Below are 25148 nucleotides of genomic sequence, written 5' to 3'. Positions count from 1 at the left end.
GCGCCGCACATGCCCTATGCGACACGCGCCCGTTATCGCGGGTCGAGGCTGACCCCGGCCCGCGTCAGGGTCAGTCGTTGGAAATCACCAGCCGCAGATGCCCGCGCTTGACCTCCGGTGCGACCTTGCGCGGGGTGTAGTCGGCTTTCGCCTCGCTCATCCCGGTCAAGGGGCGCAGCAACGGCGGCAGTTCGTCTTCGACGATATCGACGGGGCGGCGCGACACGATGCCCTTTTGCACGGCCGGTGTCGCCTCCACCGATTTCACCTTGAACCGGCGCGGCGTGCGCCCCACGCGGCCATGGCTGACCAAAGCGCCGAGCGCCCGGCTCATATCGCCGAAATCGGACCGCAACGGCATCAGGATCATCGAGGCATCGAGCTCGGGCTTTCCGAAACCGCCTTCGGCCTCCAGTTCGATCTTGATGATCGCCGGGTCGGCGAACAGCCGGGTGACGGCAGCCCCAAAGGCCTCGCGATCCGACGGTGCGATCAGGCTCGACAGCGGCATGCCCGCCACCTGCATGCCCATCAGGTCGTTCAGATGCGTGCCCGCCACACGAATCTTTGCCATCGACGGGGCGATCCGCTCCATCAAAAAGGCATTTTCCAGCGCATTCTCCATGCCGCGCGGGTCGATCTGGCTGCGCAAAGGCACCATGTCCTCGCCCGCCAGCCCATGCCAATAGGATTCGACCAGCCGCAGCGGTGCCATCCGCTTTGCCTTTTCGCGATCGGTCATGGACACCACGTCCTTGTCATTCCCACCTTTGCCAAACATCGGTCCGCTCCTTGGTTCTCCGGTAGCGGCCGGACGGGCCCCCACGGCCACCCTGCCAGCTTAACTTTTATTGCTGAGTCCTTACTAGCAAATCCATGTCTGAATTTCGCCTAAATTGTGACCCAAAGGTTAACGACTTCTCTCAAACCTTGCCTATCCCGGACGGGACCGTTACCCCCTTTGCAAGCACGGAGGGGAACATGCGCCAATCGATGACGGGCTTTGCCAGTGTAGCCGGACAGGGGCAGGGGCTGCAATGGCTCTGGGAGCTGCGCGGCGTCAATGGCAAGGGGTTGGACCTGCGCCTGCGCCTGCCGGACTGGATCGAGGGCTTGGAGCCGCAAGTGCGCGTCATGGCTCATGAATCTCTGGCGCGCGGCAATGTCCAGATCAGTCTGAAAATTGGTTCTGACGGTGCCGAGGGCACGCTGCGGCTGGACCACGCGCAGCTATCCGCCGTGCTAGAGGCCATGTCCGAAATCGAGGCGCAGGCGATGGAGCGTGGCCTGTCGCTGGCGCCCTCGACCGCCGCCGAAATCGTCGGTCTCAGGGGCCTCATGACCAGCGAGGCCGCCGAGGTCGATCAGGCCACTTTTAAAGCCACGATTTTAGACGGATTTAAGGCAGCCTTGTCTCAATTCACCGAGATGCGCCGCGCGGAGGGGGCTGCCTTAACCACGATCCTGACCCGGCAACTGGACGAGATCGCCGATCTGACCGCGCGGTCCGAGGCGCTGGCCAAGGCCCGCGAGGCGCAGCAGGCCGAGCGGCTGCGCGCGCAACTGTCGCGCGTCACCGACACAGTCGACACTGTCGATCCGGCACGCATCGCACAGGAATTGGCCCTGATCGCGGTGAAATCCGACGTGACCGAGGAACTCGACCGGCTGCGCGCCCATGTGGACGCCGCGCGCGCTCTTCTGACGGAAACCGGCCCCATCGGCCGAAAGCTCGACTTCCTGATGCAGGAATTTAACCGGGAGGCAAACACCTTGTGTTCCAAGTCGGGCGATGCGGCGCTGACGCAGGTGGGGCTTGCGCTCAAGACCACCATCGACCAGATGCGCGAGCAGGTTCAGAATGTGGAGTAAGACATGAACAGGCGCGGCCTTCTCATCATCCTGTCGTCCCCTTCGGGCGCGGGCAAATCCACCTTGGCCAAGCGTCTGCGCGCCTGGGACCCGTCGATCATCTTTTCGGTATCCGCCACCACACGTCCGCCGCGCCCGGGCGAGGTCGATGGCGAGGATTACCACTTCATGACCGATACCGACTTCAAGAAAGCGGTCAACAACGGTGGCATGCTGGAGCATGCGCATGTCTTCGGCAATTTCTACGGCTCGCCCAAGGGCCCGGTGCGCGACGCGATCATCGACGGCAAGGACGTTCTCTTTGACATCGACTGGCAGGGCGCGCAGCAGATGACCAATTCCGAACTGGCGCTGCACACCTTGTCGATCTTCCTGCTGCCCCCCTCGATCGCGGAACTCAAACGCCGTCTGGAAAGCCGCGGGCAGGATGGCGCGGACGTGATTGCCAAGCGCATGCAGAAAAGCTGGGACGAGATCTCTCATTGGGGCTCGTATGATTTTGTCCTCGTGAACGAAGATCTGGACGAGACCGAGGCGCGGCTGAAATCCATCATCACCGCCACGCGCCTGCGCCGCACCCAGCAACCGGGTTTGCTGGAACATGTGCGCGGGCTGCAGGCCGAATTCGAGGAGGGGGAGATATGACAATCTACACGCTGGACGGGGTCGCCCCCGAAATCGCCGAAGACGTCTGGATCGCGCCCGACGCGAATGTCATCGGCAAGGTCGTGCTGGAGCCCGGCGCGTCGGTCTGGTTCGGCTGCACCTTGCGCGGTGACAACGAGGTGATCCATGTGGGCGCGGGCACCAACGTGCAGGAAAACGTCGTCTGCCACACCGATATGGGCTATCCGCTGGTGATCGGCGCGGGCTGCACCATCGGGCACAAGGTCATGCTGCATGGCTGCACCATCGGCGAAAACACCCTGATCGGCATGGGCGCGACCATCCTGAACGGGGCGAAGATCGGCAAGAACTGCCTGATCGGGGCAGGGGCCCTGATCACCGAGGGCAAAGAGATTCCCGATGGCTCGCTGGTCATGGGTGCCCCCGGCAAGGTGGTGCGGCAATTGGACGAAGCCGCGATCCAAAAGCTGCGGTTCTCGGCATTGCATTATCAGAACAACGCCAGCCGGTATGCAAAGGGGCTGCAAGCGGTCTGAACGTTTGACCACATGATCAAAACAGAGCATGACAGGCGCAAACGGGCCTTTGTCATGCATTTGTCATGAAACTGTTACAGGGGTCCGCGAGACACTCGCACTCAGAAAGGACCCTTCGATGAAGCCCACTTTGCAGCGCCCGGTCGCCCCGATCACTGGCGTTTCCACCCCGGTCGTCACGCCGATCCAGCCGTCGGTCGTCTATGCCTCGCAGTCTCCGACGGCGTTGGATGCGCAATACGAGGGCCGTACACAGGGTTACACCTACGCGCGCGAGGGGCATCCGAACGCAACCGTGCTGGCCCAGCGCATCGACGCGCTCGAAGGCATGCAGGGCGGCATCGTGACCGGTTCGGGCATGTCCGCCGTCGCGGCCGTGCTGTTGGGGCTGACGCAGACCGGCGACCACGTGGTGGGTGGTAACCAGCTATACGGTCGGTCGCTGCGGCTGATGGCCGAAGACTTGCCGCGGCTCGGTGTCGAGACATCGCTGTGCGATGCGACCGATGCAAGCGAGGTGGCCAAGGCCCTGAAACCGAACACGAAGATGGTCCTGATCGAGGTCGTCTCCAATCCGACCATCCGCATCGCAGACCTGACCGGCATTGCCGAGCTGTGCCGTGAAAAGGGCGTTCTGCTGGTGGTCGACAGCACCTTCACCACGCCGCGCGCCATCCGCCCGGTGGATCATGGCGCCGACATCGTCATTCAGTCCGTGACCAAGCTGCTGGCTGGGCATAGCGATGCGACTTTGGGCTGGGTCGCGGCGACGGACCCTGCGCTGAACGAGCGGATGCGCGTCTTTGCCGTGACCATGGGCCTGACCGCCAGCCCCTTCGATTGCTGGCTGGCCGAGCGCGGCCTTGCCACTTTCGACCTGCGGTTCGACCGGACGCAGGCCACCGCGCAGCGGCTGGCCGATTGGCTGGGCGCGCAGAAGAGCGTGACCAAGGTGCTGTACCCCACGCGCCCTGACCACCCCGAAGCCAGCCGCGCGCAGTCGCTGCTGCAAGGGCAGGGGTGCAACATGGTGAGCTTCGAGATCGAGGGTGGGCGCGCCGCCGCCGATGCCTTTGCGCAGGCGGCCTCCGGCATCGCCTTTGCCCCGACCTTGGGCGATGTGGGCACGACCCTCTCGCACCCGGCCTCGTCCAGCCACCGCGCGCTGACGCCCGAAGGGCGCGCCGCGATGGGCGTGTCCGAGGGGTTCTTCCGCGTGTCGGTGGGCCTTGAGGACCCCGATGCGCTGATCGCCTGTTTCAACGATGGCCTGACCGCCTCTCAAGGGATGTGACATGCAAACCGACGCCGCCTCCTTCGTCGAAGCGATCCCGCTGCCCGCCCTGATCATCCGGCTGGACGAGCGGATCGAGGCGGCGAACGAGGCGGCGCGCAGCTTGTTGGGGCAGGGCATCGCGGGGCGGCATTTCATCACCGCCCTGCGCGCGCCGACCCTGCTGGACTCCATCGAATCGACCCTGCGGGATGGACAGCCCCGCCAGAGTGATTTCCTGACCAGCGAAGGCCAGCAGGACGTCACCTATAAGGTGTCGACGCGCGCCATGCCGCTGGAGCGGGGCCGCGCCGTTCTGGTCTGCTTCGAGGACATCACCCATCTGGCGCAGGCCGGGACCATGCGGCGCGATTTCGTGGCCAATGTCAGCCACGAGTTGCGCACCCCGCTGACCGCCATCATGGGCTTCATCGAAACCCTGCAAGGCCCGGCGCGCAACGACCCCAAGGGGCAGGAACGCTTTCTTGGCATCATGTCGACCGAGGCGCAGCGCATGAACCGCCTCGTGGGTGACCTGCTGTCGCTGAGCCGGGTCGAATCGCAGGAACGGGTGCGTCCGACGGAATGGATCGACCCGATCCAGCTGGTGAACTCGACGGTGCACGGTCTGACGCTTCTGGCCCAGGAGGCTGGCGTGACGGTGGTCAAGTCCCTTCCGCAAGAGCCGTTCCGCATTTTGGGGGACGACGACCAGTTGCGGCAGGTTCTGACCAACCTGATCGAGAACGCGATCAAGTATTCGGGGCGGGATGCAACGGTCACGGTGGCGCTGAGCCCGCCCGCCTACGAACCGCGCCTGCGGGTGCAGGCGGTGACCTTGTCGGTGCGCGACACGGGGCCGGGCATGGAGCCACACCATATCCCGCGCCTGACGGAACGGTTTTACCGCGTCGACAGCCATCGCTCGCGCGAGAAGGGCGGCACCGGGCTTGGCCTCGCCATCGTCAAGCACATCGTCAACCGCCATCGCGGACGGATGCGCATCGACAGCGCGCCGGGGCAGGGGTCGTGCTTTTCGGTGGTGCTGCCGGTCAGCTGAGCCGGGGATTCGCGGCAAATCTGTCATGAAACGGCCTGTCACCGGCCGAAATCCGGGGGGGATTGTCAGCTGACAATTCGACCTCGTGTCCCGTCCATCTGCAAAATAGCCTATTATCAATGTGTTGTTGACCTATTGGGCGAAAAATGTGCAGCGCGTGGCTTGTCATCAAACTGTTACGTTGCTGTCACAAAACCATTGTGTGCCGCCCATAGGAACGGGCCCAAGGTCATCACGCTGGTGACCAATCCTAGACACTCAGGAGCCTGACATGACCGTCAAACTCACCGTTTCCGCACTGGCCATCGCCGCCGCTGCCACCTCCGCCTATGCACGTGACAACGTGCAGGTCGCCGGTTCGTCCACCGTTCTGCCCTATGCCTCGATCGTGGCCGAAGCTTTCGGCGAGAACACCGACTTCCCGACGCCGGTCGTCGAATCGGGCGGCTCCTCCGCTGGCCTGAAGCGCTTCTGCGAGGGCGTGGGCGAGAACACCATCGACGTGGCCAACGCCTCGCGCGCCATCCGTGAAAAAGAAATCAAGGCCTGTGCCGAGAACGGCGTGACCGACATCATCGAAGTCCGCATCGGCTATGACGGCATCGTGTTCGCGTCGCAGCAGTCCGGCCCGGCCTTCACCGCCTTCACCCCCTCCGACATCTTCAACGCGCTTGGCGCGAAGGTCCTGAAGGACGGTGAAGTGGTCGACAACCCCCACAACACCTGGGCCGAGTTCAACGGCGACCTGCCGGATGCCGAAATCGCGGCCTTCATCCCGGGCACCAAGCACGGCACCCGCGAAGTCTTCGAAGAGAAGGTTCTGCTGATCGGTTGTGAAGAAACCGGTGCCATGCAGGCGATGATCGACGGCGGCATGTCCGAGGACGACGCCGAGGATGCCTGCCTTGCAGTGCGCACCGACGGCAAGTCGGTCGACATCGACGGCGACTACACCGAGACACTGGCGCGCATCGACGCCAACCCGAACGGCATCGGCGTGTTCGGCCTGGCGTTCTACGAGAACAACCAGGACAAGCTGAAGGTCGCCACCATGTCCGGCGTTGCCCCCTCGACCGAGACCATTGCGTCGGGCGAGTACCCGGTGTCCCGCCCGCTGTACTTCTACGTGAAGAAAGCCCATATCGGCGTGATCCCCGGCCTGAAAGAGTACGCTCAGTTCTTCGTGGCTGACGAACTGGCAGGCCCGAACGGCCCGCTCGCCAACTACGGCCTCGTCTCCGACCCGGAGCTGGCCAAGGTTCAGCAGACCGTTGCCGACGAAGTCACCATGGGTGAAGGCATGTAATCAGGCGTCACGCCTGATAGAAGGGGCGGCATATTCCGCCGCCCCTTTTTCCTTTTTGGTCATTTCCAAATCTACGACGGGGGGCGCATGCCTTTACTCTGGCTTATCGGGATCGTGCTTGCCATTGCGGTGGCGGGCTACGTGATCGGGCGCAAACGGGCGCTGGACAGCGCGGGCGGCGACCCGCGTAATTTGCATTCTCTGCCCTCCTACTACGGCTCCAACGTCGCGATGAAGGTCGTCGTGCCATCGGTGCTGGTGCTGCTGGTCTGGTTGATCGTGCAGCCGATCTATGTCGGCAGCGTGGTCTCGGGGGCCTTGCCCGATCGGGCGATTGCCGACGGGTCGTCGCGCGATCTGGTCATGGCCGAGGTGCGCCGCACCGCGGACGGCCTGAACAACGCTGTCGCCCAAGGCATCATGACCGATGAAGAGGCCCGCGACATGCGCGCCGATTTCACCGACGTGACCCAGCGTCTGAAGGATGCCGGGCAGATCGTGACCTCCGAGGTGACGCAGCCGATCCTGAACGCGGCCCAGCAGTTCCGCGCGATGAACGCCACCGGCGCGATTGCCATGGCCATCGTGGTGACCCTTCTGGCGATTGGCGGTCTGCTCTGGGGGCTGAAGGAAAGCGAGAAGGATTTCCGCGCCCGCAACACCGTCGAACAGGGCGTCAAGGCGCTGCTGATCGCGGCGGCCTCCATCGCGGTGCTGACCACCGTCGGGATCGTACTCAGCCTGATCTTCAATACCTACGAGTTCTTCAAGCTCTATCCGTGGTACGAATTCTTCTTCGGCACCACTTGGTCGCCGAGCTTTTCTGGGCGCGGTGGCTCGTCGGAGCTGGGGATCATCCCGCTGCTTTGGGGGACGCTGTATATCTCGATCGTGGCGCTGGCCGTTGCGGTGCCGATCGGGCTGTTCGCCGCCATCTATCTGTCCGAATATGCCGGGCCCAAGGTGCGCGCCGTGGCCAAACCCCTGCTGGAGGTGCTGGCCGGCATCCCCACCATCGTCTACGGTCTGTTTGCCCTGCTGACGGTCGGCCCGATGCTGGTCAGCGTTTTCGGCAAGGAGGGCTTGGGCATCATGCAGTCCGGCACCGCCGTCATGACCGCCGGTCTGGTGATGGGCATCATGCTGATCCCCTTCGTGTCGTCGCTGTCCGATGACATCATCAACGCGGTTCCGCAGGCGATGCGCGACGGGTCCTATGGCCTTGGCGCGACCAAATCGGAAACGATCAAGCAGGTGGTCCTGCCTGCCGCCCTGCCGGGCATCGTGGGCGCGATCCTGCTGGCCGCCAGCCGCGCCATCGGCGAGACGATGATCGTGGTGCTGGGGGCCGGTGCCGCCGCGCGCCTGTCGCTGAACCCCTTCGAGGCGATGACCACCGTCACCGCAAAGATCGTCAGCCAGCTGACCGGCGATGCCGACTTTGCCTCGCCCGAGGCGCTGGTGGCCTTCGCCCTTGGCATGACGCTCTTCGTCATCACGCTGGGGCTCAACATCTTTGCCCTCTACATCGTGCGCAAATACCGGGAGCAGTACGAATGACCGACGCATCCATGCACGAGACACCGCGCAAGTCCTCGATCCACACGATCGACGCCCGCACGAAACAGCGCAACGCCTCCGAAAGCCGGTTCAAGGCTTACGGGATCGCGGCCATCGCTCTGGGTCTGTTCTTCCTCGTTGTGCTGTTCGTCAGCATCGTCCGCTCGGGCCTGCCTGCCTTTACCAAGACCGTGGTCGAGGTGGAATTCACCCTGACGCAAGAGCAGTTCGAGCAGGCCGAGAGCCAGCTGATGAAGACCGGCGCTTATCAGGACCTGTTCATCGCAGGCATCCAAAGCCAGCTCGACGCGCGCAATATCGACGTGCAGGCCGATCCGGCGGCGCTGGAACGCCTGCTGGGCAAGATTGGCGGCGACATCCGCGCGTTCTACAGCGAGAACCCCGGTATGGTCGGCGAGCCGCATGTCTTCGGCCTGTCCGCCTCATCGCGGGTGGACGGCTACTTCAACGGGCGTGTGACCCGTGAGACGCTGGTCGACTCGCGCTTCCTGCAAGCCAGCGACCTCGATCTGGTCGACGCGTTGTTCGAGGCCGGGATCATCAAGTCGGCGTTCAACTGGGGCTTTATCACCGGCGCGGATAGCGGCGTGGACAATCCCGGCGGGGCTGGCATCGGCGTGTCGGTGGTGGGATCGTTCTTCATGATGCTGGTGGTGCTGGTGCTGTCGCTGCCCATCGGCGTCGCGGCCTCCATCTACCTAGAGGAATTCGCGCCGAAGAACCGCTGGACCGACCTGATCGAGGTGAACATCTCGAACCTCGCCGCGGTGCCGTCCATCGTGTTCGGTATCCTTGGTCTGGCGGTGTTCATCCAGTTCATGCACCTGCCGCAATCGGCACCGCTGGTCGGTGGCCTCGTGCTGACGCTGATGACCCTGCCGACGATCATCATCTCGACGCGCGCCTCGCTGAAGTCGGTGCCGCCGTCGATCCGCGATGCGGCCCTCGGCGTGGGTGCGTCCAAGATGCAGGCGGTGTTCCACCATGTCCTGCCGCTGGCCATGCCGGGCATCCTGACGGGGACGATCATCGGTCTGGCGCAGGCTTTGGGCGAAACCGCGCCGCTCTTGCTGATCGGTATGGTGGGCTTCGTCGCCCGGGGCTATCCCGACGGCTTCGTTGGCGGCTTTGTCGAGCCGAACTCGGCCATGCCGGCGCAGATCTATACCTGGGCTGCGCGCGCCGATGCCTCGTTCTACGACAAGGCCTGGGGCGGGATCATCGTCCTGCTGGTCTTCCTGCTGACCATGAACATCATTGCCATCATTCTCCGCCGCCGCTTTGAGCGTCGCTGGTAAGGGAGTAGACTACATGTACGACGCACCACATTATACGGAGAGAGACGTGGCTCAGACCGACACCAAGATCAGCGCGAAGGGCGTTCAGGTTTATTACGGCGACACCCATGCCATCAAGGATGTGGATGTGGAGATCGCCGACAAGACCGTGACCGCCTTCATCGGGCCGTCGGGCTGCGGCAAGTCGACCTTCCTGCGCTGCCTGAACCGGATGAACGACACGATCGACATCTGCCGGGTGCAGGGCGACATCCTGCTCGACGGCGAGGACATCTATGACCGCCGCGTCGACCCGGTGCAGCTGCGCGCCAAGGTGGGGATGGTCTTTCAGAAGCCCAACCCCTTCCCGAAGTCGATCTATGACAATATCGCCTACGGCCCGCGCATCCACGGTCTGGCCAAGAACAAGGCCGATCTGGACGTGATCGTTGAGAAATCCCTGCGCCGTGGCGCGATCTGGGACGAGGTCAAGGACCGCCTGCAGGCGCCCGGCACCGGCCTTTCGGGTGGTCAGCAACAGCGCCTGTGCATCGCCCGCGCCGTCGCGACCGAGCCCGAGGTCCTGCTGATGGACGAGCCGTGCTCGGCGCTTGACCCCATCGCCACCGCGCAGGTCGAGGAACTGATCGACGAGCTGCGCCGCGACTATTCGGTGGTGATCGTCACGCACTCGATGCAGCAGGCCGCGCGGGTCAGCCAGAAGACCGCGTTTTTCCACCTCGGCAACCTCGTGGAATACGACGACACATCGAAGATCTTCACCAATCCCGAAGATCCCAGAACGGAATCCTACATCACGGGGCGGATCGGCTGATGAGTGACGAATTGAACAAACACATCTCCTCGGCGTTCGACCGCGATCTCGAAGGCATTCAGGCCCGGATCATGAAGATGGGGGGCCTCGTCGAGGCCGCCATTCTGGACGCCGCGCAGTCGCTGGAAACCCGCGACGTGGAACTGGCCGAAAAGACCCGCGCCGGGGACAAGGTCATCGACGCGCTCGAAGAGACGATCAACGACGAGGCCGCCCGCGTGATCGCGCTGCGTGCCCCCACCGCGATGGACCTGCGGGTGATCCTGTCGGTGATGCGCATGTCCGGCAATCTCGAACGGATCGGCGACCTGTCCAAGAACATGGCCAAGCGGACCTCGGTCCTTGCGGATCTGCCGCAGATCGGCGGCACCGCGTCGTCGCTGCGGCGCATGTCGCGGGACGTGCAGCTGATGCTCAAGGACGCGCTCGACGCCTATATCCAGCGCGACGAGGCGCTGGCGCTGGACGTGATCGCGCGCGACGAGGACATCGACCAGATGTACAACACGCTGTTCCGCGAATTCCTGACCTTCATGTTGGAAGACCCGCGCAACATCACCACCTGCATGCACCTGCATTTCATCGCCAAGAACATCGAGCGCATGGGCGACCACGTGACCTCGATCTGCGAACAGGTCGTGTTCCTCGTGACCGGCGAAAAGCCCGAAGAGGGGCGCGTGAAGGCGGATGTGACCTCGGTCGATCCGGGGCTGAGCGCACCTTCGGGGCAGGGGGGGTAAACCATGTCCTTGGGTCAGCCGACCGTTCTGTTGGTCGAGGATGAACTCGCACAGCGCGAGGTCCTGTCCTACAATCTGGAGGCCGAAGGCTTTCGCGTCGCCCGCGCCGAAAACGGCGAAGAGGCGCTGATCCTTCTGGCCGAGGAAAACCCCGATATCGTGGTGCTGGACTGGATGCTGCCGAACCTGTCGGGGATCGAGGTCTGCCGCCAGATCAAGACCCGGCCAGAGACGCGCAACACCCCGGTCATCATGCTCTCGGCGCGCTCCGAAGAGGTGGACCGTGTGCGGGGCCTCGAAACCGGGGCGGATGACTACGTGGTCAAGCCCTACTCGGTGCTGGAACTGATGGCCCGCGTGCGGGCCCAGTTGCGCCGCGCGCGGCCCTCGTCGGTGGGGATTTCCCTCGAATACGAGGACATCACGCTGGACCCGGAAACCCACCGGGTCACGCGCTCTGGCGCCGAGTTGAAGCTCGGCCCGACCGAGTTCCGCCTGCTCACCACCTTCATGGAAAAGCCGGGCCGCGTGTTCACGCGCGAACAGTTGCTGGACCGTGTCTGGGGGCGCGACATCTATGTCGACAGCCGCACCGTGGACGTCCATATCGGCCGTTTGCGCAAGGCGCTCAGCCAGCATGGCGGTGCCGACCCGCTGCGCACCGTGCGCGGGGCAGGGTACGCGCTTGGATGACTGACGCGGGCACCGTGCCCCCTTGACGCCCGGTGCCGCTGTATCATCTTGTTCCGAAAGATTTTCGGGGGATGGCATGATCCGCATCGTGTTCGCGACACTGTTTTCGCTGCTGGCCTTGGGCGCAAAGGCGCACGAGGTCCAATCGGCCATTGCCGATTTCGTGACCGAAGAGGGCCTGTTGAAGGTCGAAATGCAGATCGGTATCGAGCCCTTGCTGGCCGGTATCGATCTGGACGGCGTAACCAACACGAACGAGACCGACAAAGCAGACCAAGTCGACGCCTTGCGCGCCTTGGACCCCGAGGCGCTGACCGACCGTCTCGACTCGGCCTTGCCGGACCTGCTGGCAAAGATCGGCGTCACCGCGGATGGCCAGCCGGTTGCGTTGACGGTCGCCGACACGCAGGTGCCGCCCGTGGGCAATGTCGATCTCCCGCGCGAAACCACGCTGCACTTGACCGCCGACCTGCCACAGGACGCGCAGACCCTCGAAATCACGTGGCCGCGCGCCTATGGCAGCCTGATCCTGCGCCAGATGGGCGTCGAGGACGGCTATACCGGCTATCTCGACGGAGGCAGCTCCGGCCCGATTGCCATTTCAGGCGGCAGCGCCCTGAACGGCTTGCAGACCTTCCTTACCTATATCCCCGTGGGGTTTGAGCATATCCTGCCCATGGGGCTCGACCATATCCTGTTCGTGCTGGGCCTGTTCTTCCTGTCGACGCACTGGCGGCCACTCCTGTGGCAGATCAGCGCCTTCACGCTGGCGCATACGGTGACGCTGGCGCTCGGCGCTCTGGGGTATGTGAACATCCCCGGCAGCATCGTCGAGCCGATCATCGCCGCCTCCATCGTCTACGTTGCCATCGAAAACATCGTCTCGGACAAGCTGCACCAGTGGCGGCCGCTGGTGATCTTCGTCTTCGGCTTGCTGCACGGGCTGGGCTTTGCTTCTGTCCTGCAGGAATTCGGCCTGCCGCAGGACCAGTTCATCGCCGGGCTGATCGGCTTCAATGTCGGCGTGGAATTCGGCCAGTTGACTGTCATCGCCATTGCCTTCCTGCTTGTCGTGCTGGCACAGCGCGTCGACAAGGGTCTGGTCGACATGCGCACGGGGCAGGTGGTCTATGGCGTGCTGGCATTGTGCTTCGTCGCGCTCGGCTGGCTGATGGACGGCCCCGGCTTCGTCGAAACCATGGGGGCAGGCGCGACGGTCTTCCTCTGGCCGCTCGCTGGGCTGAGCCTGCTCTGTCTCGCCTCCGCCACCCTGATCGACCACCGTCACGCCTACCGCCGCGTGGTCGCCACCCCGGCCTCGCTGTTCATCGCCAGCATCGGCGCGTATTGGTTCGTCGAGCGCGTGTTCCTGTAGGCCAACGCTTCTTTGGTCCTGAAATACCTTGGGGGAGTCGACCGGAGGGAGACGGGGGCAAAGCCCCCTCTTGACGTCCGGACCGCGACCGCCTAAAGGCACCCTCACGAAACCCGCAAGCGAGGTCGGGCCCCGGGACAGACAGCCCCCGACGGTCCACCGGTTGGCACATCCGTGTCGCAGCCTCGCTGAGGATAAACCGGAAAAGGATAGAAGCATGGCTCTTCCCGAGTTCACCATGCGTCAGCTGCTGGAAGCTGGCGTTCACTTTGGCCACCAGACGCAGCGTTGGAACCCCCGCATGGGCGAGTTCATCTATGGCGCGCGCAACGGCATCCACATCATGGACCTGACGCAAACCGTTCCGATGCTGGACGCGGCGCTGGTTGCGATCCGTGATTGCGTCGCCAAGGGCGGCCGCGTGCTGTTCGTCGGCACCAAGCGTCAGGCGGCTCAGCCGATCGCCGACGCTGCCGAGAAATGCGCTCAGTATTACATGAACCACCGCTGGCTCGGTGGCACGCTGACCAACTGGCAGACCGTGTCCCAGTCGATCAACCGCCTCAAGCAGATCGACGAGCAGATGGAAGGTGGCGCCGAGGGCCTCACCAAGAAAGAGCGTCTGAACATGGAACGCGATCAGGCAAAGCTGCAGGCTTCGCTGGGCGGCATCCGTGAAATGGGCGGCGTGCCGGACATGCTGTTCGTCATCGACGTCAAGAAAGAGGCGCTGGCCGTCGCCGAAGCCAACAAGCTGGGCATCCCGGTCGTCGCCATCGTCGACACCAACTGCTCGCCCGCAGGCGTGGATTACATCATCCCCGGCAACGATGACGCGGCCCGCGCCATCGCGCTGTATTGCGACCTCGTCTCGCGCGCGGCTCTGGACGGCATGACCGGCCAGATGGAAGCGGCAGGCGTCGACCTTGGCGCGCTCGACGAAGCGCCCGCCGAGGAACTGCTGGAAGGCGCGCAGGAGTAATCCTGCTGTCGCGAAAGCGACATGAAGGCGTGACATTGACGGGTGGCTGTCCGGGCCACCCGGACCCGTTTTTCGAAGATAGGAGAGCCAAACCATGGCGATCACTGCTGCACAGGTAAAAGAACTGCGCGAAATGACCGGCGCAGGCATGATGGATGCCAAGAAGGCGCTGGTGGAAACCGATGGCGACATGGAAGCCGCCGTTGACTGGCTGCGCACCAAGGGCCTCGCCAAGGCCGCCAAGAAAGCCGACCGCACCGCTGCCGAGGGCCTCGTGGCCGTCAAGGTCGCCGGTGGCACCGGTGTCGCCGTCGAGGTGAACTCGGAAACCGACTTCGTCGCCAAGAACGCCGATTTCCAAGCCATGGTGGCCGGCATTGCCGAAGCCGCTCTGGGCGTCGACGATGTCGAGGCGCTGAAATCCGCTGACGTTAACGGCAAGTCCGTCGAGGCGACCATCACCGACAAGATCGCCACCATCGGCGAGAACATGTCGCTGCGCCGCATGGCCAAGATCGAAGGCGACGTAATCGGCACCTACGTGCACAACGCTGCCACCGACGGCATGGGCCAGATCGGCGTGCTGGTTGCGCTGAAGGGCGGCGACGAGGCGTTTGCCAAGCAGGTCGCGATGCACGTGGCTGCGGCCAACCCGGCGGCTCTGAACGAATCCGAACTGGACCCGGCGGTTGTCGAGAAAGAGCGTCAGGTTCAGATCGACATCGCCAAGGAATCCGGCAAGCCCGACGCCGTCATCGAAAAGATGATCGTTGGCCGCATGAACAAGTTCCTCGCCGAAGTCACCCTGACCGGTCAGCAGTTCGTCATCAACCCGGACGTCACCGTGGCTCAGGCCGCCAAGGAAGCGGGCGCCGAGATCACCGGCTTCATCCGCATGCAGGTTGGCGAAGGCATCGAGAAGGTGCAGGAGGATTTCGCCGCCGAGGTGGCCAAGGCCGCTCAGGGCTGATCTGCCTGACATGACATGACGTAGGCCGCCTTTCGGGGCGGCCTTTTTCGTTGCGCCCAGAGCGGAAAGAAAGCCCGGGGTCCCTGGTTGAGACATTGGGGATGAAACGCAGGGACCCCGGGTAGAATGCTGGGGGCAGGGCAGAAATGTCCCCACCGAACCCAGCGCAGAAACAGCAGGGCCTGAAAATCATCAGGGTGCGGCCTCTTCGCTCCAATGGCTAAAGCCACCACTCACGGAACAGTGACACATTGCCAATTTACCCATGGTAAAGGAAGTAGGGTTTTCCCGACCGTGCCATCCCGGAGCCAAAGTTCACGGAAATTTCATGTCTTCCGAATCGTGAACCCTGGCATCAATGCCAGTGTGACAAGCATTTTTGGGGTATTTACGCCTCAATGATATACATCTGGTTGTGAAATGCAGCTTTTGCGACGGCCTGCGCGGTCGTTTCGACGTTCAGTGTCTCGCGGGCGAGTCGCAGGTGCTTTTCGATCGTGGCCTGGGTCAGGCCCATGATCTGCGCGATATCCTGCATCGTCTTGCCGTCGCCAACCCATTCCAATGCTTCGCGCTGGCGCGGGGTCAGGTTCTGGTTCGGCAGCGGCAGCGGCAGGGTCAGGATCTTGAGATGGACGAGGTTGTTCAGCAGGATGATGTCCTGCCCATGGTCGGCCCAGACCTCATCCGCCTGATCCTGGTTCATGTCGGCGCGCGTGGTCAACGAAATCGCACCCTTGGTGCGGCTGGACACGGATTTGAAGCTGATCGTATAGCCTGCATGCACCTTGTGCGTGAGGTTGAACGCCACGACCTTTTGCGCCTTTTCGTCGAGCGTGCCCTTGTTGATCTGCTCGGCCAGCGCGCGCCAGCTGCAATGGCCCTCGTTTTCCAGCGCCCAGCGTACCATGGGGGCGTTGCGGTACAGGCCATCTTCGACAAAGCCCTTGCGATAGGCGGGCGTGTGGTTCGTCAAGACGACGAAATCGTTGGGATCGCCAAAGGAGGTTGCTGTCAGGAAGCGCGTGAACCCGTAGATCAGCCGGTCAAACCCATAATCCTTCATGCGCGCGCAATGCATCGCCCAAAGCGACTCGACGCTGTTCTGGTTGGTCAATTCGATCATGTAATCGCGCATATCGGTATTCACGACGCATCCTCTAAAATACAAAGCCGTCGGGCAGGATGCATGTTTGTAACACCGTTTGGTGTCTTGCGGAAATTTCCTTTTGTACCAAATTCCTACAATCCTCTGCTGACGTGGCCCGGGGGACGCGCGGCAGGCAGTGCGCATAGCTATCTTAGTTACATAATACTGATTATGCGCCTTTTGCCCGTTGCCGTTGTGATTTCGTTTGCGCCTTCTCTTGTAGTGTCTACAAAATATAGCGTCAACGGGTTTTTAACGGCCTATTTACGCTGCAAGGCGTCAGGCCCCGGCGCGGCCCTTGCGCAGAACGGCGGGAAGCGCCTTTCGCCCGAATGCAAAGCTGATCGAGGCCCCAACGCACCATTGATACCAATCCGGCGTTTGGCCCATGTTTTCAAATCCTTGCGAGACGATGCTATCAAAGCCCGGAACGAAACCCATGATGAGCGGCAAGGAAAGAACCACCGTCCACCATTCATCGAGCCAGCTTGTTGCGGCATTTTGAACGGCGGCGGCTTCCCATGCGCCTTCCTTATCGGCGGCGGTAAGGATCATGCTGGCCCTGGCTTGCAGTTCGGCCTTTTTCAGATCCGATCGGGCTTGGATCACATCGCGCCCGAGGCCGATAAGGTCTAGGATTTTCAGCATCTTCACAACTCCAACTTATGCAGGATCACGGCGACAGACTTTTCCAAGCTGGTTACGCATCCCGACAGGTCGTCAAGGCGGCGAAAGAACCGCGATCCGATCCAGCCCAGAAGCGCCACCAGCACGAAAAACAGCGCGGAAACCAGCGCGAGCAAGGCGGCTTCAAGGGTCATTTCTGAAACACCACCAGCGCCACCACCAGCGCGGCCCCGATCAACAGAAGGCGTTGACCACCTGGCGCGAGCGTCACCCCATCAAGCCCGAATTCCGCGATCCTGATGCCCTGCCCCGCGTCGGGCGATCCCGAGGCGGTCGGCGCGCGCAAAGCGCCTTGCACGGTTTCATTGATGCTTTCCTTGGTGTCGGAAAGAAAGCCCGTGAGGCCCGAGAACAGCCCGCCCCCGTCGCCTTCCTCTAGCCCATCGGCGGGCGGCAGGTCGGCCCACATGGGCGGCTCTGTGCTGCCCTGAAACCCGGTGTATAGGTCCTGATATGGCATCGCCCTGGACTACCTTTTCACGGCGGCTTGATAGGCCAGATATGCGAGGAAAGACCCGGCCAGCCATGGCACGGACTTCCCCGCGGCTTCCCCGAATTGCTTCCCGGCCTCATATCCCCCAAGGCCGATTGCCCCGGCCCCGGCGGTCACAAGGATCAATGCGATAGGTATTGGCATCAGGCTTCCCCTTTCTGCTGCATTAGCACGCGGTAACGTGCCTTGATTTTCGCCAAGTAATCGACGGTTTCTGCGGGCCACGACCCGTTGGAACGCTGGCCACCCGGCCCCGCGTTATAGGCCCGCGTGATCCAATCTCGGTCGCTGCTCTTGCTGCTCAAGAATTCAAGGAACGAGGTGCCAAAGTAGATCGAGATATTCGGCGTGTAGAGGTTCCCCGGATTTGCCGGATACCGTCTGTATCCGATGTCGTACATCCACTTTTGCGTTCCCGGTATCACCTGCATAAGCCCGCGCGCGTCGTCTACACTTGTCGCTTGCGGGTTGCCCCGGCTTTCCTGCCACATCATCGCGGCGACCCAAACATGATTGCGGCGCGCCCACGGTTGCACATCGCCCCAGTGATCCAACAGCCATTGTTCTTCCTTGGACACGGCCCCCGATCCGGTCGGAACGGCCACGGCGGCGGGTTCTGGTTCTGGTTCGGCGGTGTCGTAGTAATCCGCAAGCAAGTCTTGTGAGGCGGTCGGCAGAACGGCCACGGCGGTCGAGGTTCCCGCGTGGGCTTGGAACAGGTCGGACAGGTCCGGCAGTTCCAGCCCGGTCGCGTCGTTTACGGCATCGGTGGCTTGCGTGAGATAGCCCGAGCGAGCCGCCCAATAGAGCGCCCCGCCGATCACGGCCAGTTTCACCAGCCCGCGCGCGCTCACCCGGTCCACTCCGGCGACCAATCGCCCATATCGACCAGTTCAAAGCTAAGGGACAAAGAGCGGTCGGTTGCCACGGCAGAGAACCAAAGCGCGGTTTCCGCGTCTGCATACCCGGTGAAGGAATCCTTGAAATGCGCGAGCGTTTGCGGGGTTTCATTCCATCCGGTGTCGGCAATCCATTGAGCCGTTTCCGCGTCGTTATAGGTGCCTCCCCGGATCACGACAGGCTTGGTCGCGGTCCCGCGAGCCGCGAACAGCGCGTCATTTTCATTCGCCTGCAACATCCCGAGCGGCATTTGCTGGATATAATCCAGCTTTGCGCGCGGCAGGTTCACGATGCGGAACGTGCTTCCGCTAATCGTCGCAGAGATAGACCAGCGCCCCCGGCGCGGTAGGAACGCGATCCCGGCGCGGCGATCCGCGACCCCCGGAACAGATACGAAAGCAAAATGGCGATGAACGGCAGAGATTTCCACGTCAGTTTCCCGGCGCGGCGTGCTGGAAAGCTGCGTCGGCAGATCGACCAGCACCCGCGCGATAACCGGCGCGGCGTAGGGGTTGCGCAGAAACCTTTGATGACCATTGGCGGGAAGGCTGGCCCCCACGTCGAGGCGGGTTGCCCGCCCATCGCAGACCATTTGCAGCGCGGCGGCGTCACAGTCCACTAGCGCAACGTTGCTGATGCCATGCCCGAGCGAAACCCGGCCATATGGCCCAATCTCATATTCAAGGCAATGGGTGCGGCTATCAAAGCGGCCAATCTCGAATTGCATTTTCTTAGTTCTCCTTCACGACCCAAGCCGAAATTGCGAGCGCCACCAGCGCGAAAACCATCACTGACTTGGACAGGTCGGCAAAATCGCCAGTCTTGACCGATGCGACCAAATCAAGCGCGCGCTCTCCCATGTCGAAAGAGCGATTTGAAATCCCATCGACCAATTCGACGTTCAGCTTGTTTTGGCTCAACAGGCTTTCAAACCCGTCCATGCTTTCGCGCAGCATATTGGCGGCGGTGTCCGAAATCTTGACTTGTGATTTGTCAATCATTTCGATGAGCGAGCCGCCCATATTGGTGAGTTCCACCAAGTTCAGGTTGTTGGCGGATACCATGCCTTGCCATGCTGCAATTATCGGCTGCAAGGCCGATGAAATCACGGCGGCATCATTGGACACGATGAGGCTTTCAACAATCGCGTTGCCTTCCTCAACCACGGTCCGTTCATCCATGGCCACATTCGTCGTGTCCGTTGCGACCGCTTCGCTGCTGCTGCTGCTCACCTGAAAATCCCCTGCATGATCCCGTCAGCGTCAACGCCTTCGGTGGCCACCTTGGCCCCAAACATGCGCGCGCGCGTTGCGATCCCGCGCACGCTTTCAACGTGAACCCGGAGAGGCGTCCCGAGCACCTGCGCCACCCCGAAAAGCTGCTTCATCATCGCGGCCCCGAGGCCCGGAACAAGCGAGCGGGTGTAGTAAATCGCGATCATGTCGCCAGCGTCCCGGCCAAAAACGCAATAGCCCATGGGCGCGCCCCCTGCCCCGAGAACGGTAAGCGACAAGGTGTCCTCACGCTCAGAGACGGCCAGCGCCCCGGCTGCTTCGTCGGCATCGAGCGCGGCCAAGATTTCAGGCCCGAGCGGGTTTTGTGTGATCCGAATTTTAAACATCAGAACAGCTTGCCTTTCTTGCCCATGATGATTTTCACGGCGACGGCGATAATCACGGCGTAGCCCAAATCTTTCGCCAATTTCAGGTGCCACGGCAGAGGCTCAGGCCCGCCCATGTTGATGGCCCCAAACTCGAAAAGCTGGTCCTGCTGGTGGAGGTCCGAGCCGGTCCCGGAAACCGGGTTTGAGGCAAGGGACAGTTCAAAGGGCGTTCCAGACACTTCCTGTTTTTCCTTCTCTTGCGGCATCAGCGCAGCACGATAATCAGCGCCACGGCGGCAAGCCCCGCGACCATGTAGAGTTGCACGTTGTCACCGCGCGAAACCTTCAGGGCTTCCAGCGCCATGGCCTGTTCCCGCTCCTCACGAGACAGGCGCACATCATCCACCACGCCTTGACCTTCGGCCCACGCGGCGCGGGCGTCCGCGACTTCATCGACGATATACCCGGTTGAATTGGCGAGCGATGCGACCCCATCGAAAAAACCGATGATCCCATCAAAAGCCCCGCGCTGCTTCACATACGCGCCCCCGGTCGGATCGAGCGGCCCCGGCGCGAAATAGTCTGGATCGGTGGTAGGCATTTTTCGCCCCTTGGAATGTAGACAAGGGGGGCGGGTTTCCGCCCCCCAATGGGTCAGCGGATGCGCTGGTAAATGTCGCTGTGCGTGACGAGGAATTCCACCGGCGTCGAGGCGTCCAGCGTCGTGATTTCCAGTTTGAAGCGCGCATCGCGGCGGCGTTCCCCGGCGGCATCGAGCGCGGCAATGCTGCGCGCGATCCCGTCCGCGTGGGCGTCCAGAAGCCAGTTCCCGCCGAGCGCATCGACGTTGCGGCCATTGCTGGTCAGCCATGCCTCATATTGCGCGCGGTCGCAGTCGAACAGGACTTCGCGGTCGATTGTCAGCGTCACATGCTGGATATTCGCCCCGAAAATCCAAACGTCTTTCACATCATCGCCCACCGGCAAATCCGTGTATGTGTGCTTGCCCGCGCCCGAGAACGTCGCGTTGAGGCGTTCGGTCGTGTAGGTGTAGCCCGGCGAGCGGCCCATATCGACGGCGTGAGGCATTACCACGACTTCCATGGTGCTTTCCGAGAACGCGGCCCCGAGCTTGATTTCCAGCGAAAGAGACCGCATCCCGAGGGTGCCGAGCGCAAACGCATCTTCGATGCGCTGATTTGCGTACATGGTTTGACCGGGGAAGGCGAAACCCGACATGACCGGCCCGAACGTGATCCCGTGATAGGCGTTCCGGATCACAAGTTCCGACATGTCGAGTTCTTGCATGGTCCCGCCATTGGCGACCAGACGGACGGTGGAAAGATAGTCCGCGAGTTTGTCGGTCGTGACGTAGTGCTTGCCCGCGATTTCCTGCGTCACCCCGGCGACAGCGGCGGTCGAGACGATCCCGAAGGTAATCGCCCGGTAGGTCACATCGCCAACCGTCATTGAGTAGGTGGCGAAACCCGACTTGTTGCCCAAGGTCGCGTTGACATAGTCGCCCGAAATCCGGGTCAGGCGGGGAAGGGTGAGGCGTTTCGTGGCTTCCCCCCCCGGATGCGCAGAGCGAATCCGGGTGCGGTCCCCCCGGCGCGGGGGCGTTGCGGGCGCGGCTTGTGCCTGTGCCATAGATGATCCTTTCAGGGAATTGAGTTGAACGGCGAAATTCGGCGCAGAGCGGCGCTTATTTCACGAATTGGCCAACCGGCGTTTTCATGATGATGAATTCGGCGGCGATAACGCCGATGATGGTGCCCAGAATGGCGGTGGTCATGGTTTTCGACATTTTGGCAAACTCCTGTTTTTCATTGCCCATTGAACGAACGTGTCCAAAACATTCCGGCCAATGATTGCAAAATCAACCGCAAATCAAGAGGCGATTATTTTTCGATTTGGGGTTGCCTATATCCCTAAACTTTGCACATTTTGCACAAATCACTTTGCAAATTTGCAGAAAGGTTTCGGAATGGTCCCGATAATTCACGAGGCGCGGAACGCTTGCGGCAAGTCTTGGGCGGCAATTGCCGAGGCGGTCGGCATGACGGAAAACACGATCCGCAGCTATCAACAGGGGCGGCGGCTTGTCCCGGCCCATCGCTGGCAATCTCTGGCCCGCGCGCTGGACGTGGCCCCCGAGGCTTTCGACCGGGAACGGTATCTGCGCGAGTTTGCGCAAATCAACAGACAGGCCCAAAAACGGCCCGTAGAGGCCCAACCCGCCATTTCCGCACCCTCCCCCGCAAAATCGCCCGAAATCGCGCCACAGGCCCCGGAAAACAGCGCGGGCGGCTGGTTTGCTGGCCTGTTCTTGGGGGATTGACGGTTGCGCGATGATCTCGAACAGTTCTTGGCCCGCGTCCCGAGTGACGGCGAGGCGGTCGAAATCCCGGCCAGCCTGCTAGGCCCGCCCCCGGCAATCATCGGCCCCGATGGCCCCGAGGATCACGAAACAGACGCGGCGGCGGGTGTCGAGCTTGTCGAGCTTGTCAGCTTGCCCACGTTTCAGGATCAATGGGGCATGTTGCACGATATGTTGGGCGGCATGGTCCAAATGCGCACGGGCGCGCCCTGCCCCCTTGGCGATCAGGCGCGCGGCGAAGGCGGGCGCGTGGCCTGCGAAGCGGCCTACAACCTGATAGCGGCCAGCCCCACGCTTTCGCGGATGATCCTTTCCCCGGAATCGTCCTTTTTCGGCCAGCTTGCGGCGGTCGGTGTTCACGGCTTCGCCTGCGTGCAGATCGTCAAGGCCAGCGCCACCGGCCAAACCCTTCCCGAGCCTCAAGAGGAATTCGCAGCATGACCGGCGAAAAGATCAACCCGTCAGGCGTCACGGCCATTTGGGGCGGGCGCGGCTCTGGCAAGACAACCCTTGCCCGGTCCTTCCTGAAACAGCTTGCCGCGCAACGCATCATGGTTATCGACCCCATGGCGGGGGAAGGCTTCACCACCGCGCGCGACTTCGCGCAAGCCCTGTATGACGGCGAGCGGCGCTTGACGCTGGCCACGGGCGATCCCGGCGAGGCGATCCCGGCGCTATATGCGGCTTGGGCACATTCCACAAAATCGGCCCCGATCTACGCGATTTGCGACGAGGCCCCGGCCTATCTGGACAAGCCCACCCCCGGCCTTAACCGGATCATGTTTCAGGGGCGGCACCGGGCTTTCGGAATGTGTCTGATCGGCCAACGCATCGCGGCGGTTTCGGCTCAAATCCGATCACAAGCGGAAACGTCGTTTTTCCTGCGCCTCACCGATCATGTTGATTTGGAGACCGCGCGAAAGGTTATCGGCCCCGAGAACGCGGCAAAACTCCCTCAATTCGCCCCAGGCGACTACATCCGCCACCCCTGAAAGGAACCCAAGTCATGCGGAAAATCAGCCAAATCGTGATTCATTGCAGCGCCACCCGGCCCGACTGGATGGAAGGCCACAGCGCCGCCGAAAAGCGCGACGAAATCGACCGTTGGCACAAGGCGCGCGGATGGCGCGGTATCGGCTATCACGCGATCATTGACCGTGATGGCGCTTTCGCTCAGGGGCGCGAGGTCGAACAGATCGGCGCGCACGTCAAAGGCCACAATCTGGAAACCATCGGTGTTTGTCTGATCGGTGGCCACGGCGCGGCGGCTCACGATGCGTTCCCCGATCACTTCACGGACGCTCAGGCGGGCGCGCTGCTGGCCTTTGTCGAGGCGTGGCGGGAAGATGATCCGGCAATCATCATCAGCGGCCATAACGAGTACGCGGCCAAGGGTTGCCCCGGCTTCGACGTGGCGGGATGGCTCAAGGGTCACGGCATCGACGCGCGGCCCCAGCCCGCGCCCCAGATCGTCAGCGACCCGGCCCCCAGCGCCCCGGCGTGGCTCCTGCGCCCCCCGATGCGGCGGCGCGCCCGAGCCTGATCCCCTCCCCTATCCCTCTGGCCCGAAGGCCCACCTTGCCCGCCCTGCCCCGCGCATGGCGGGCCTTTCTTTCGTCCCCCCCGCGTCCCCCCCGCGCCACAGTTGGGCAGGGGCGCGCGGTTTTCGCCTTCCTTCATTCTCAGCGGCGCGAAGCGCCCCTTCATGCCCACTCTTGCCACAGGCGCGCGGCGGTCGCGTATCCTTCCCGATCCACCAGCTTGCCAAAGGTCACACCGTTGCGCGTTTCCGCTGCTACGCTGGCCACGTGCTTGAAGGCCCCACGCGGGCGACCAGCCCGCACCGCGTTTCTCTGTTCTTTTCTGTCCTCTTCTGTTGGGTCCGCATTTTTTGCGGGGGTTTTCGGCATTTTTTGCGGGGGTTTTGCGCAAATATTGCGGGGGTTTTCTTCGCATTCCTGCCCCAAATCCCCCGCATTTTTTGCGGTGGTTTCATCGGCCCACGCGGGAAGCCCGAAGGCGTAAACCGTGGCGCGCCCCCGGCCCCCGTTGGGATAGGCGATAGGCAGGATGATCCCGGCCCCGCGTAGCGCGCTCAATGCCTTGTCCATGGTCCTTTCGCTGCTGATCCCGGCAAGCTGCATGATCCGGGCGCGCCCCGGTCGGGCTTGCCCGCTGTCACCGTTGCAATGGTCGAGCAGAACGGCCAGCGCGTTCAGGGTCGCGCCCCTGATCCCGCGAGACAGCGCAAGCGCCTTGACCGCGCGGCGGTAAGTCATGTCGAAAGGTTTTGTTCGCTTACTCATGCCGGTCCCCGTCAAAATCCATGGCGATTTGATCGACGGCCCCGCGCTGTATGAGGCGGTAAACGGTGGCGCGGCCCCGGCCTATGGCCTTGGCTATCTCGGTCGGAGTGTTCCCGCGCTGGTGTAGTAGCTGGATGGTTTGGAGCTCTTCAGGGGTGATCCCCTTGCCGCGTTCCTTGCCCGCGCCCCTTGGTCGGCTATTCGCTGCCATTCTCTCGCCCTATGTTGGACGGAACGGGCTTGATTTGTAGACGCTATACCGCTAGATGTTGGGTCAAGTGCGCTTGCACCCGGCCCCCCTGCCCGGTGGTTTCGTTTGCGCTTGATTGCCCGAAGGGGGGCCAACTTTGCGCCATTTCTCAATGATTTTCCGGGTTTAAAAGGGGGCCTTAAGCCCCCGAAATACTGATTATAAGTCTTTTGTGTGTAGCCGCAAAGTTAAAGTGTCCCACATCTGCAAATCAGAAGTGTCACACTTCCCCTGTTGCTGACAGGATTGGAG

General features: G+C 62.5%; 32 protein-coding genes. 18 read left to right on the top strand and 14 right to left on the bottom strand.

Translation table 11 applies throughout. The features are described 5' to 3' along the window. Positions 1-70: 70 nt before the first annotated feature. The gene (locus D8Z78_RS00155) at positions 71-742 is read right to left on the bottom strand and encodes a PAS domain-containing protein (protein ID WP_240671955.1); all 672 of its coding nucleotides are present in this window, start codon (positions 740-742) and stop codon (positions 71-73) included. A 239-nt stretch (positions 743-981) separates the two neighbouring features. On the opposite strand from D8Z78_RS00155, the gene D8Z78_RS00150 reads away from it, so the two are divergent. The 14 genes from D8Z78_RS00150 to tsf all read left to right on the top strand — a co-directional run bounded on the left by D8Z78_RS00150 (position 982) and on the right by tsf (position 15127). Further along, positions 982-1872, top strand: a complete 891-nt coding sequence (locus D8Z78_RS00150; RefSeq protein ID WP_121630075.1) for a YicC/YloC family endoribonuclease — start codon at positions 982-984, stop codon at positions 1870-1872. Positions 1873-1875: 3 nt separating this feature from the next. Beyond that, a complete protein-coding gene (gene gmk, locus D8Z78_RS00145; protein ID WP_121630076.1) occupies positions 1876-2517 on the top strand; it encodes a guanylate kinase in 642 nt (213 codons plus the stop codon). After that, positions 2514-3035 carry a gamma carbonic anhydrase family protein gene (locus D8Z78_RS00140; RefSeq protein ID WP_121630077.1) on the top strand — a complete coding sequence of 174 codons (522 nt, stop codon included), beginning with the start codon at positions 2514-2516 and terminating at the stop codon, positions 3033-3035. The genes gmk and D8Z78_RS00140 overlap by 4 nt, the downstream gene beginning before the upstream one ends. Before the next feature lie 118 nt (positions 3036-3153). Next, entirely contained in the window at positions 3154-4329 is a 1176-nt protein-coding gene (locus D8Z78_RS00135) for a trans-sulfuration enzyme family protein (RefSeq protein ID WP_121630078.1), read from the top strand. Position 4330: 1 nt separating this feature from the next. Beyond that, positions 4331-5368: a sensor histidine kinase gene (locus D8Z78_RS00130; RefSeq protein WP_121630079.1), complete on the top strand. Its 1038-nt coding sequence runs from the start codon at positions 4331-4333 to the stop codon at positions 5366-5368. A gap of 271 nt (positions 5369-5639) precedes the next feature. Continuing rightward, positions 5640-6674, top strand: a complete 1035-nt coding sequence (locus tag D8Z78_RS00125) for a PstS family phosphate ABC transporter substrate-binding protein (protein WP_121630080.1) — start codon at positions 5640-5642, stop codon at positions 6672-6674. Between the two features lie 87 nt (positions 6675-6761). After that, positions 6762-8234, top strand: a complete 1473-nt coding sequence (pstC, locus tag D8Z78_RS00120; RefSeq protein WP_121630081.1) for a phosphate ABC transporter permease subunit PstC — start codon at positions 6762-6764, stop codon at positions 8232-8234. Then, positions 8231-9553, top strand: coding sequence for a phosphate ABC transporter permease PstA (pstA, locus tag D8Z78_RS00115; RefSeq protein ID WP_121630082.1), 1323 nt, complete (start codon positions 8231-8233; stop codon positions 9551-9553). The genes pstC and pstA overlap by 4 nt, the downstream gene beginning before the upstream one ends. A 13-nt stretch (positions 9554-9566) precedes the next feature. Beyond that, the gene (gene pstB / locus D8Z78_RS00110; RefSeq protein ID WP_121630083.1) at positions 9567-10367 is read left to right on the top strand and encodes a phosphate ABC transporter ATP-binding protein PstB; all 801 of its coding nucleotides are present in this window, start codon (positions 9567-9569) and stop codon (positions 10365-10367) included. Then, positions 10367-11107 (top strand): phosphate signaling complex protein PhoU, encoded by a 741-nt coding sequence (gene phoU, locus D8Z78_RS00105; RefSeq protein ID WP_121630084.1) that lies wholly within the window; start codon positions 10367-10369, stop codon positions 11105-11107. The genes pstB and phoU overlap by 1 nt, the downstream gene beginning before the upstream one ends. 3 nt (positions 11108-11110) lie before the next feature. Next, positions 11111-11800: a phosphate regulon transcriptional regulator PhoB gene (gene phoB, locus D8Z78_RS00100; RefSeq protein ID WP_121630085.1), complete on the top strand. Its 690-nt coding sequence runs from the start codon at positions 11111-11113 to the stop codon at positions 11798-11800. A gap of 76 nt (positions 11801-11876) precedes the next feature. Further along, positions 11877-13175 (top strand): HupE/UreJ family protein, encoded by a 1299-nt coding sequence (locus D8Z78_RS00095; RefSeq protein ID WP_121630086.1) that lies wholly within the window; start codon positions 11877-11879, stop codon positions 13173-13175. A 217-nt stretch (positions 13176-13392) separates the two neighbouring features. Further along, positions 13393-14157, top strand: coding sequence for a 30S ribosomal protein S2 (rpsB, locus tag D8Z78_RS00090; protein ID WP_121630087.1), 765 nt, complete (start codon positions 13393-13395; stop codon positions 14155-14157). Positions 14158-14251: 94 nt separating this feature from the next. Next, the gene (tsf, locus tag D8Z78_RS00085) at positions 14252-15127 is read left to right on the top strand and encodes a translation elongation factor Ts (protein ID WP_121630088.1); all 876 of its coding nucleotides are present in this window, start codon (positions 14252-14254) and stop codon (positions 15125-15127) included. A gap of 388 nt (positions 15128-15515) precedes the next feature. Here the strand turns inward: tsf and D8Z78_RS00080 are convergent, their stop codons facing one another. From D8Z78_RS00080 to D8Z78_RS00035, 11 genes are all read right to left on the bottom strand, one after another. Then, complete coding sequence (locus D8Z78_RS00080) at positions 15516-16265, bottom strand: helix-turn-helix transcriptional regulator (RefSeq protein ID WP_121630122.1); 750 nt, start codon at positions 16263-16265, stop codon at positions 15516-15518. Between the two features lie 291 nt (positions 16266-16556). Beyond that, the gene (locus D8Z78_RS00075) at positions 16557-16925 is read right to left on the bottom strand and encodes a hypothetical protein (RefSeq protein WP_128910544.1); all 369 of its coding nucleotides are present in this window, start codon (positions 16923-16925) and stop codon (positions 16557-16559) included. Positions 16926-16927: 2 nt separating this feature from the next. Then, complete coding sequence (locus D8Z78_RS24455) at positions 16928-17098, bottom strand: hypothetical protein (RefSeq protein WP_164932847.1); 171 nt, start codon at positions 17096-17098, stop codon at positions 16928-16930. Further along, positions 17095-17424: a hypothetical protein gene (locus tag D8Z78_RS00070; RefSeq protein ID WP_121630090.1), complete on the bottom strand. Its 330-nt coding sequence runs from the start codon at positions 17422-17424 to the stop codon at positions 17095-17097. The genes D8Z78_RS24455 and D8Z78_RS00070 overlap by 4 nt, the downstream gene beginning before the upstream one ends. A 176-nt stretch (positions 17425-17600) precedes the next feature. Beyond that, positions 17601-18320: a lytic transglycosylase domain-containing protein gene (locus D8Z78_RS00065; RefSeq protein ID WP_128910543.1), complete on the bottom strand. Its 720-nt coding sequence runs from the start codon at positions 18318-18320 to the stop codon at positions 17601-17603. Then, positions 18308-19084 (bottom strand): hypothetical protein, encoded by a 777-nt coding sequence (locus D8Z78_RS00060; RefSeq protein WP_121630092.1) that lies wholly within the window; start codon positions 19082-19084, stop codon positions 18308-18310. Before D8Z78_RS00060 ends, D8Z78_RS00065 begins: the two co-directional genes overlap by 13 nt. A gap of 4 nt (positions 19085-19088) precedes the next feature. Next, positions 19089-19589: a hypothetical protein gene (locus tag D8Z78_RS00055; RefSeq protein ID WP_121630093.1), complete on the bottom strand. Its 501-nt coding sequence runs from the start codon at positions 19587-19589 to the stop codon at positions 19089-19091. Beyond that, positions 19586-19933, bottom strand: coding sequence for a hypothetical protein (locus tag D8Z78_RS00050; RefSeq protein ID WP_128910542.1), 348 nt, complete (start codon positions 19931-19933; stop codon positions 19586-19588). Before D8Z78_RS00050 ends, D8Z78_RS00055 begins: the two co-directional genes overlap by 4 nt. A 44-nt stretch (positions 19934-19977) precedes the next feature. Next, a complete protein-coding gene (locus tag D8Z78_RS00045) occupies positions 19978-20226 on the bottom strand; it encodes a hypothetical protein (protein WP_121630095.1) in 249 nt (82 codons plus the stop codon). Then, positions 20226-20561: a hypothetical protein gene (locus tag D8Z78_RS00040; protein ID WP_121630096.1), complete on the bottom strand. Its 336-nt coding sequence runs from the start codon at positions 20559-20561 to the stop codon at positions 20226-20228. The genes D8Z78_RS00045 and D8Z78_RS00040 overlap by 1 nt, the downstream gene beginning before the upstream one ends. A gap of 53 nt (positions 20562-20614) precedes the next feature. After that, positions 20615-21610, bottom strand: coding sequence for a hypothetical protein (locus D8Z78_RS00035; protein ID WP_121630097.1), 996 nt, complete (start codon positions 21608-21610; stop codon positions 20615-20617). A 196-nt stretch (positions 21611-21806) separates the two neighbouring features. On the opposite strand from D8Z78_RS00035, the gene D8Z78_RS00030 reads away from it, so the two are divergent. The 4 genes from D8Z78_RS00030 to D8Z78_RS00015 are packed head-to-tail and all read left to right on the top strand — an operon-like array spanning position 21807 to position 23883. Further along, positions 21807-22301, top strand: coding sequence for a helix-turn-helix domain-containing protein (locus D8Z78_RS00030; protein WP_128910541.1), 495 nt, complete (start codon positions 21807-21809; stop codon positions 22299-22301). A 3-nt stretch (positions 22302-22304) separates the two neighbouring features. Beyond that, positions 22305-22781, top strand: coding sequence for a hypothetical protein (locus tag D8Z78_RS00025; RefSeq protein ID WP_121630099.1), 477 nt, complete (start codon positions 22305-22307; stop codon positions 22779-22781). Continuing rightward, complete coding sequence (locus D8Z78_RS00020) at positions 22778-23332, top strand: AAA family ATPase (protein ID WP_121630100.1); 555 nt, start codon at positions 22778-22780, stop codon at positions 23330-23332. Before D8Z78_RS00025 ends, D8Z78_RS00020 begins: the two co-directional genes overlap by 4 nt. Before the next feature lie 14 nt (positions 23333-23346). Further along, entirely contained in the window at positions 23347-23883 is a 537-nt protein-coding gene (locus D8Z78_RS00015; protein ID WP_121630101.1) for an N-acetylmuramoyl-L-alanine amidase, read from the top strand. 160 nt (positions 23884-24043) lie between these two features. Here D8Z78_RS00015 and D8Z78_RS00010 read toward each other — a convergent pair whose 3' ends face one another. Beyond that, positions 24044-24661: a hypothetical protein gene (locus tag D8Z78_RS00010; RefSeq protein WP_128910540.1), complete on the bottom strand. Its 618-nt coding sequence runs from the start codon at positions 24659-24661 to the stop codon at positions 24044-24046. After that, positions 24639-24857 carry a helix-turn-helix domain-containing protein gene (locus D8Z78_RS25340; RefSeq protein WP_121630103.1) on the bottom strand — a complete coding sequence of 73 codons (219 nt, stop codon included), beginning with the start codon at positions 24855-24857 and terminating at the stop codon, positions 24639-24641. The genes D8Z78_RS00010 and D8Z78_RS25340 overlap by 23 nt, the downstream gene beginning before the upstream one ends. Positions 24858-25148 lie beyond the last annotated feature (291 nt).

It is taken from the genome of Tropicibacter alexandrii, from assembly GCF_003667315.2.
In the GTDB taxonomy this organism is placed as follows: domain Bacteria; phylum Pseudomonadota; class Alphaproteobacteria; order Rhodobacterales; family Rhodobacteraceae; genus Tropicibacter; species Tropicibacter alexandrii.
Note: the sequence above shows the minus strand (reverse complement) of the source record. Positions and strands in the feature narration are given on the sequence as shown.

Bases quoted from the DNA above. Each gene is read 5' to 3' on its own strand.
- D8Z78_RS00155 (WP_240671955.1), bottom strand. From the start codon at position 742: ATGACCGATCGCGAAAAGGCAAAGCGGATGGCACCGCTGCGGCTGGTC.
- D8Z78_RS00150 (WP_121630075.1), top strand. From the start codon at position 982: ATGCGCCAATCGATGACGGGCTTTGCCAGTGTAGCCGGACAGGGGCAG.
- gmk (WP_121630076.1), top strand. From the start codon at position 1,876: ATGAACAGGCGCGGCCTTCTCATCATCCTGTCGTCCCCTTCGGGCGCG.
- D8Z78_RS00140 (WP_121630077.1), top strand. From the start codon at position 2,514: ATGACAATCTACACGCTGGACGGGGTCGCCCCCGAAATCGCCGAAGAC.
- D8Z78_RS00135 (WP_121630078.1), top strand. From the start codon at position 3,154: ATGAAGCCCACTTTGCAGCGCCCGGTCGCCCCGATCACTGGCGTTTCC.
- D8Z78_RS00130 (WP_121630079.1), top strand. From the start codon at position 4,331: ATGCAAACCGACGCCGCCTCCTTCGTCGAAGCGATCCCGCTGCCCGCC.
- D8Z78_RS00125 (WP_121630080.1), top strand. From the start codon at position 5,640: ATGACCGTCAAACTCACCGTTTCCGCACTGGCCATCGCCGCCGCTGCC.
- pstC (WP_121630081.1), top strand. From the start codon at position 6,762: ATGCCTTTACTCTGGCTTATCGGGATCGTGCTTGCCATTGCGGTGGCG.
- pstA (WP_121630082.1), top strand. From the start codon at position 8,231: ATGACCGACGCATCCATGCACGAGACACCGCGCAAGTCCTCGATCCAC.
- pstB (WP_121630083.1), top strand. From the start codon at position 9,567: ATGTACGACGCACCACATTATACGGAGAGAGACGTGGCTCAGACCGAC.
- phoU (WP_121630084.1), top strand. From the start codon at position 10,367: ATGAGTGACGAATTGAACAAACACATCTCCTCGGCGTTCGACCGCGAT.
- phoB (WP_121630085.1), top strand. From the start codon at position 11,111: ATGTCCTTGGGTCAGCCGACCGTTCTGTTGGTCGAGGATGAACTCGCA.
- D8Z78_RS00095 (WP_121630086.1), top strand. From the start codon at position 11,877: ATGATCCGCATCGTGTTCGCGACACTGTTTTCGCTGCTGGCCTTGGGC.
- rpsB (WP_121630087.1), top strand. From the start codon at position 13,393: ATGGCTCTTCCCGAGTTCACCATGCGTCAGCTGCTGGAAGCTGGCGTT.
- tsf (WP_121630088.1), top strand. From the start codon at position 14,252: ATGGCGATCACTGCTGCACAGGTAAAAGAACTGCGCGAAATGACCGGC.
- D8Z78_RS00080 (WP_121630122.1), bottom strand. From the start codon at position 16,265: ATGCGCGATTACATGATCGAATTGACCAACCAGAACAGCGTCGAGTCG.
- D8Z78_RS00075 (WP_128910544.1), bottom strand. From the start codon at position 16,925: ATGCTGAAAATCCTAGACCTTATCGGCCTCGGGCGCGATGTGATCCAA.
- D8Z78_RS24455 (WP_164932847.1), bottom strand. From the start codon at position 17,098: ATGACCCTTGAAGCCGCCTTGCTCGCGCTGGTTTCCGCGCTGTTTTTC.
- D8Z78_RS00070 (WP_121630090.1), bottom strand. From the start codon at position 17,424: ATGCCATATCAGGACCTATACACCGGGTTTCAGGGCAGCACAGAGCCG.
- D8Z78_RS00060 (WP_121630092.1), bottom strand. From the start codon at position 19,084: ATGCAATTCGAGATTGGCCGCTTTGATAGCCGCACCCATTGCCTTGAA.
- D8Z78_RS00045 (WP_121630095.1), bottom strand. From the start codon at position 20,226: ATGCCGCAAGAGAAGGAAAAACAGGAAGTGTCTGGAACGCCCTTTGAA.
- D8Z78_RS00040 (WP_121630096.1), bottom strand. From the start codon at position 20,561: ATGCCTACCACCGATCCAGACTATTTCGCGCCGGGGCCGCTCGATCCG.
- D8Z78_RS00035 (WP_121630097.1), bottom strand. From the start codon at position 21,610: ATGGCACAGGCACAAGCCGCGCCCGCAACGCCCCCGCGCCGGGGGGAC.
- D8Z78_RS00020 (WP_121630100.1), top strand. From the start codon at position 22,778: ATGACCGGCGAAAAGATCAACCCGTCAGGCGTCACGGCCATTTGGGGC.
- D8Z78_RS00015 (WP_121630101.1), top strand. From the start codon at position 23,347: ATGCGGAAAATCAGCCAAATCGTGATTCATTGCAGCGCCACCCGGCCC.
- D8Z78_RS25340 (WP_121630103.1), bottom strand. From the start codon at position 24,857: ATGGCAGCGAATAGCCGACCAAGGGGCGCGGGCAAGGAACGCGGCAAG.